The following is a 6,000-nucleotide window of genomic DNA, read 5'->3' on the forward strand; positions in this document are numbered from 1 at the left end:
AGCGATAGCTCCGGTAACCACCGCCCGCCCCAACCTCTCTCTTTCGTATCCTTCGTGCGTATGTCTCCGCGCACTTGGCTACGTCGTCGCTCGCCGGTGCGACTCCGTGAAAACCGGTACCGGGCGCCCCGACCTTTGCCGGGGGACGGGCACCCACTATCTCTTGGTTTTTAGGCCGCGGGTAACCCGCCCGCGGCAAGCGATCGTTCGATTTGGAGGAAATCTTATGCGTACGATCACCGAGTCCGAGTCCACTCCCAAGGCCGACGGCTTCTTCATGCCTGCTGAGTTTGCCCCGCAGGATCGCGTGTGGATGGGCTGGCCCCACCGCACCGACACCTGGGCCCACGGCGCCAAGCCGGCTCAGAAGCAGTATGCCGCCATCGCTCGCGCCATCTCCGAGTTCACCCCGGTCTATATGTGCGCCAACCAGGTCGACTACGCCAACTGCAAGGCCGTCTTCGAGAACGACGAGAACGTCACCGTCATCGAGATGACCACCGACGACGCCTGGTTCCGCGACACCGCCGCCACCTACGTCATCAACGGCAAGGGCGAGAAGCGCGCCAACCACTGGCACTTCAACGCCTACGGCGGCCTCGTCGACGGCCTGTACTTCCCGTGGGACAAGGACGAGCAGATCGCCCTCAAGATGGCCGAGCTCTCCGGCTGCCGCCGCTACCGTCCCGACGACATGATTCTCGAGGGCGGCTCCATCACCGTCGACGGCGAGGGCACCCTCGTCGTGACCGACCAGTGCCTCCTGTCCCCCGGCCGCACCTGCTCCGCGGTGCTCGAGGAGGAAGAGGACCCCGAGTCCATCTGGCCCAAGTACCACAAGAAGTTCGAGCCCTGGAGCGAGGAGCTTCGCGCCTACATGGACGAGCACCTCAAGGACTACCTGGGTGTCGAGAAGGTCATCTGGGTCAAGGAGGGCATCGACCCCGAGGAGACCAACGGCCACATCGATGACGTCGCCACGTTCATCGCCCCGGGCGTCATGGCCTGTATCTGGACCGACGATCCCGAGTATCCGTTCTACGAGCAGTGCCACGCTGCCTACGAGACCCTCTCCAACGCCGTCGACGCCAAGGGCCGCAAGATGAAGGTCTACAAGCTCTGTATGCCCGTGAACCCGCTGTTCATGGACCAGGCTTCCTGCGACACCATCGACGCCGACGAGAACGCCGAGCCGCGCGTTCCCGACGAGCCGCTGATCGCCTCCTACATGAACTACCTGGTCACCAACCACGGCGTCATCGTCCCGCAGTACGGCGACGAGAATGACCAGCTGGCCGTTGACACGCTCCAGAAGATCTATGACGAGGTCTGGGGCGAGGGCGTCTACAAGTGCGTCGGCGTTCAGTCCGAGCAGGTCGTCTTCGGCGGCGGCAATATCCACTGCATTACCCAGCAGGAGCCGTCGGCGTAACTCAGGCACGCCACCTTGGCGTTCACTCGTTGCTTACGTAGCGTCAGTACGCTACGCTCCTCGTTCGCGCCAATCTGGCGCACCTGAGCACGCCGAGTAAACGTCTGGCTTTCCGAGGCACCCCATCTCGCCGCTCAAACCGTCGCTCGCGTACCAAAGTACGCTTCGCTCCTCTTTCGCGGCGACCTCGGGCACCTCGAAAACCCAGTCGATCAATCGGACAGGTGGCGTGTCATCCCATCTCGGGGCATTGATGGGCTGCTGCTTGATGTCTTGGTCGGTTGGGTTTTCTTTGGGCACTCCGTTGCCTCCACATCGGAGTGCCTTTTTCTTTGATTGAATACGCGTCTGGCCTGGGATTTTTTGCGGGTTAGGCCAATTGTTCGCTTGAATTTCCCAGGTCAGACGCGTCTTCAATTGCCGAAAGTTCCCGGTCGCGAACGCGGCCGTTTTGATCGGAGTATCTATGTACCAGCGTATCGTCATCTACACGCGTCTGTTCCGCGAGCGTTGGTCCAACAACTGCATCCTCTCCTCTCTTTGGGATGGCACCTGTACCGGTGACGCGGCCTGCAACCCTACCTTGGGCTGCGCCTTCGGTACAGATGCCATCCTTTTTGCTGTAGGGGGCGCGCGCCATGGCAGGTAAAAAGTTCTCCCTGATCGAGGTCATCCTTTCGGTTATCTGCGTTGTGTTTACCATCGAGGCGGCGGCTCCGGCATCTGCCATGGGCAACGTGCAGTTCTTCTGGTGGATCTTCCTTATCATTACGTTTTTGCTTCCCTATGGTCTGGTGGTGGCCGAGCTGGGTACGGCGTTTGATTCCGAGGGCGGCCTGTACGATTGGGTTCGCTTGGGTCTGGGCGACCGTTGGGGCGCCCGTTGCTCTTGGTGCTACTGGGTTAACTTTCCGCTGTGGGCGGCAAGTATCGCCTGCATGTTCCCCAGTGTCATTAATGCGGTGTGGGGTATCGAGTTCTCACTCGGGATCCGAATTGCCATCGAGATTGCCTTTGTGTGGGGCGTCACGGTCATGGCAATGCAGCCGGTGGCCGAGGCCGATTGGGTTATGGACGGCGGCGCCGTCATCAAGGTGCTCATTACCGCTGTGGTGGGAATCGTCGGCATTTGGTTTGCCTGCAATAACGGCTTTGCCAACGACATGTCATTTAAGACCTTCATTCCAGATCTGGGCGACACCAATTCGTTGACGTACCTATCGATTATCCTGTTCAACTTTATGGGCTTCGAAGTGGTCGCGACTTTTGCCAGCACGATGAAGAACCCGTCGCGCGATATCCCCAAGGCGGTTATTGCCGGTGGCGTGGCCATTGCGGCAATTTACATCATTTGCGGCATTGGCATTGGAGCCGCGGTTCCCACCGAGCAGCTTTCACTCGATTCGGGCATTGTGGACGCAGTCGCCGCTATGGTGGGGCGCACCCACCCGCTGACGATGGTCGTGGGCGTGGCCTTTTTGGTGACGCTGTTCGCCAATATGATCTGCTGGAGCTTTGGCGTCAACAACGTAGCGAGCTATGCCGCGCGCCATGGCAACATGCCGCGTCCCTTTGCGTTGGTGTCCAAAAAGACCGGCATGCCCAACGGCTCGGCGCTCATTAACGGCTGTTTTGCCAGCCTGGTGCTGCTGCTCCAGATTCCGCTGGGTGAGGGTTCCGACGTCTTTTGGGTCTTCTTCTCGATGAACGTCGTCTTTCTGCTCATGAGCTATATCCCGATGTTCCCAGCGTTTTGGCGCCTGCGCAAATACGACGATCGCCCGCGCGTGTTCCGCGCGCCCTTCGAGGGCAAGGTGCTTGCGGTGGCACTTGCGATTCCCGTGGTGGAGCTTGTGCTTTCGATTGTTGCTACGATTGTGCCGCTCAACAGCTCACCTGCCGAGATGGCAAAGTTGCCGATCCTCGTGGGCGTGGTGATTGGTGTGTTGCTGGGCGAGGTTTCGCGCCTCATATCGCGCCGCGGCCGAAGCGTCGACAATCCCGGCGTTGGTGCACGGGGGTCAGGTTACTTTGCACCAAAACAGTAAGCGCCGCGAGTTGCGCAGCGCTTGGTGCATCTTGGATTACTGTTCGCGGTGCTCGGGATCGGAAACGAGCTTAGGCGCAAAGTAGGGGACGTGGCCCAGGTAGGGGCAGCCGTCCGAACGCTCCTCGACGACACAGGGGACGTCATTGTAGGTAAGTGAGTCGCTCAGGTGGACGATGGCCTTGGCGGCAGGGGCAACGAGTATTTTGAGCAGTGCGATAGGCGCCATGGCATCTCCTTTCCTGCATGCGACCCGTGTTTTAGCGCGAATGTGTACGCCGCAAGTCTAACATCCCGCCGCGGAGAGCTCCAAACCACCACAAAGGGGACAGGCACCTTTGTGGTGGATTTGGGGTTTGACCAGATAATACCTGTTATCGCTCCCAGGCAGTCGTCGGGGACGTTCTAAAACGGTTATAGGTTACTATCCAATAACGCCTCTGAACTGGGCTACTATTAGATTATGGAAAACACTACTGCAAGATTATGGCAAATGATACTGTCAGATTATGGCGTGTGCTGCTGTAGTCGTCGGGGGCCTGCCTTATGAGCGCCGGCATGGTGCGAACTGCCATCGCTGCCCGCTACAGCGAGTAGCAAGCGGGCAAAACCGCCTCAAAACCAGCGCGAACAACCGCCGCGAAGAGGATCGGACCCCTTTCGCGGCGTTTTTTTGCCTATCTGGAGCGCCTCAAAACCAAGTGAGTAGGCTTTTTTGGATCTGCCGAGCACATCACGACAAGTGCTCAATAAAACCGCAGGTCAGCGCTGTGGCGATTTGGGGTGTGCTCGGCCTCCTGCAAAAAGTCTACTCACTTGGTTTTGGCTGCTAGAAGACCGCCGCGAGGGAAGGCAACTTCCTCGCGGCGGTTGGCGTTTGCCCAGATAAAACCTGCCAAAATAAACCTGTCCCTTTTTGGCATGTCCCTTTTGGCGTGGCTGATTGGTTTGGGCTGTTTTGGAGAAAGCCATGAGGCGGCACTCAGGCTAATCCTGCGTGTCGCCTCCGTACATGTAGACGATAAAGCCGTCGCCGGTGTCTTGGCTGTGATCCTCCAGGATGCGCTTCATGTTGAGGTGCTCGTAGAACTGCCAGTCAGAGTTGCAGTCGCTCATCAGGAAGAATTTGGTGCAGCCTGTCTTGCCGAGCTCGGCGCGCGCAAGGTCGATGAGCGCGCGGCCGAGTCCCTTGCCCTGCCACTCGGGCACAATGATGATCAGGTTGAGCTGGCCCTGGGCATACTCATTGCCCGTGGCGGCAAAGCGGTCGGCCGTTGCCTTCTCACGGCTGTCGCCAAAGAGCGAGCCCTCGAGCTTGGCGTCGGCAGTCTTTGCCATCTCGGTTGCGTGGGCGAACATCTCGTCGTAGCAGGGTACCCACGTGGGGTTGGTACGCGGCTTGCCGTTCTCGAAGATGCCGATGCAGCAGGCGGCGATAATGCGGCCCTCGGCCTCGGCGACGAGTGCGATAGGGGAGCGCTGCAGCTGCATGGCGATGTTGAAGCGCGCGCAGAAATCGGCAGCTTCGACGTCGCCGCGGTTGCGTAGCGTGTTGCACCACAGCTGGTTGTAGATGGCGGCGATGCCGGTCAGGTCATCAAGCGTGGCGGCGCGCAGGGTTACGTTGTCAAGGCTCACGGAGGCTCCTTCCAGGTAGGGTCAGGCCACCTCTGAGTGTGACATGGGCGCACCGCCGCTGCAGCAACCATTCGGCAGACGAGCCCCGATCCTTCGGGGGCGGAGGAAAAGGGATCACGAGGATAGTCATTGGGGACGTTCTTAAACGACTAGTCAAACAAGAACGTCCCCAACGACTACCCCAAGGAATGTCCCAGACTGCCGGCAGGAAAGGAACGTCCCCAACTGCCGCATCCGGAGCAAGGCAACGCTGCAGGTAGAGGACGGACAGACACTATGACCCAATCCAGGGGCACGGAAACGACAGGAGCCCCCGCTCGTGACCGCGGGTCGGGGCTGCGACAATGTTGTTGAAGTGCCAGAGGCGCAGCCGCGCCGCAACGAGGTTGGGAGGCTCCCGTGCCTAGATATTCTACCGCCTTCGGAATGGACGTACACCTCAGGTCCACCACCGTCTGCGCGCTCGACGCGGAGACGGGCGAGGCCGTGGCGAGGAGGTTCCGCGGCAACCCCTGGGGCGAGGTCGCGGAGTGGATGTCGGGCTTCCCCGGCCCGTCGCTCGCCGCCTACGAGAGCGGCTACCTCGGCTTCGCCCCGCAAAGGGAGCTCTCCGGGCTCGGCGTCGACTGCGTCGTCGCGGCCGTCTCCAAGGTCCCGAGGTCGGCTGCCGACCTCTCGTCCAAGAACGACCGCAACGACGCGGCCAGGATGGCCAAGGCGATACTGTCGCACGACGTCACCCCGGTATGGGTGCCGTCCCCCGAGATCGAGGGGCTCAGGGACCTCGCCGCCGCCCACGACGCCGCGACCGCGAGGCTCGCGGCGGCGAAGCGGCGGCTCCTGGCGTTCCTGGCCCGCCGCGGCTATGTCTACGGCGGCACGA

6 protein-coding genes are annotated in these 6,000 nt (G+C 60.6%); 4 read left to right on the forward strand and 2 right to left on the reverse strand.

What is annotated here, in order from left to right; genetic code table 11:
• The first annotated feature begins 226 nt into the window (after positions 1–226).
• From DW029_RS05720 to DW029_RS05730, 3 genes are all read left to right on the forward strand, one after another.
• Positions 227–1,432 (forward strand): agmatine deiminase family protein, encoded by a 1,206-nt coding sequence (locus DW029_RS05720; protein ID WP_117743247.1) that lies wholly within the window; start codon positions 227–229, stop codon positions 1,430–1,432.
• A gap of 466 nt (positions 1,433–1,898) precedes the next feature.
• On the forward strand, positions 1,899–2,081 hold the full coding sequence (locus tag DW029_RS11165; RefSeq protein WP_055252462.1) for a hypothetical protein: 183 nt from the start codon (positions 1,899–1,901) through the stop codon (positions 2,079–2,081).
• Entirely contained in the window at positions 2,071–3,480 is a 1,410-nt protein-coding gene (locus tag DW029_RS05730; RefSeq protein ID WP_117743245.1) for an APC family permease, read from the forward strand. The genes DW029_RS11165 and DW029_RS05730 overlap by 11 nt, the downstream gene beginning before the upstream one ends.
• Positions 3,481–3,516: 36 nt before the next feature.
• On the opposite strand, the gene DW029_RS05735 is transcribed toward DW029_RS05730, so the two are convergent.
• Positions 3,517–3,708 carry a hypothetical protein gene (locus DW029_RS05735; RefSeq protein WP_117743244.1) on the reverse strand — a complete coding sequence of 64 codons (192 nt, stop codon included), beginning with the start codon at positions 3,706–3,708 and terminating at the stop codon, positions 3,517–3,519.
• 758 nt (positions 3,709–4,466) lie between these two features.
• The gene (locus DW029_RS05740; RefSeq protein ID WP_118345514.1) at positions 4,467–5,117 is read right to left on the reverse strand and encodes a GNAT family N-acetyltransferase; all 651 of its coding nucleotides are present in this window, start codon (positions 5,115–5,117) and stop codon (positions 4,467–4,469) included.
• 399 nt (positions 5,118–5,516) lie between these two features.
• Between DW029_RS05740 and DW029_RS05745 the strand changes: the two genes are divergently transcribed.
• Positions 5,517–6,000: transposase (locus DW029_RS05745; protein ID WP_233543813.1), on the forward strand; the 484-nt coding region annotated here is incomplete at its 3' end.

The organism is Collinsella sp. AF38-3AC, assembly GCF_003474365.1.
Lineage (GTDB): Bacteria > Actinomycetota > Coriobacteriia > Coriobacteriales > Coriobacteriaceae > Collinsella.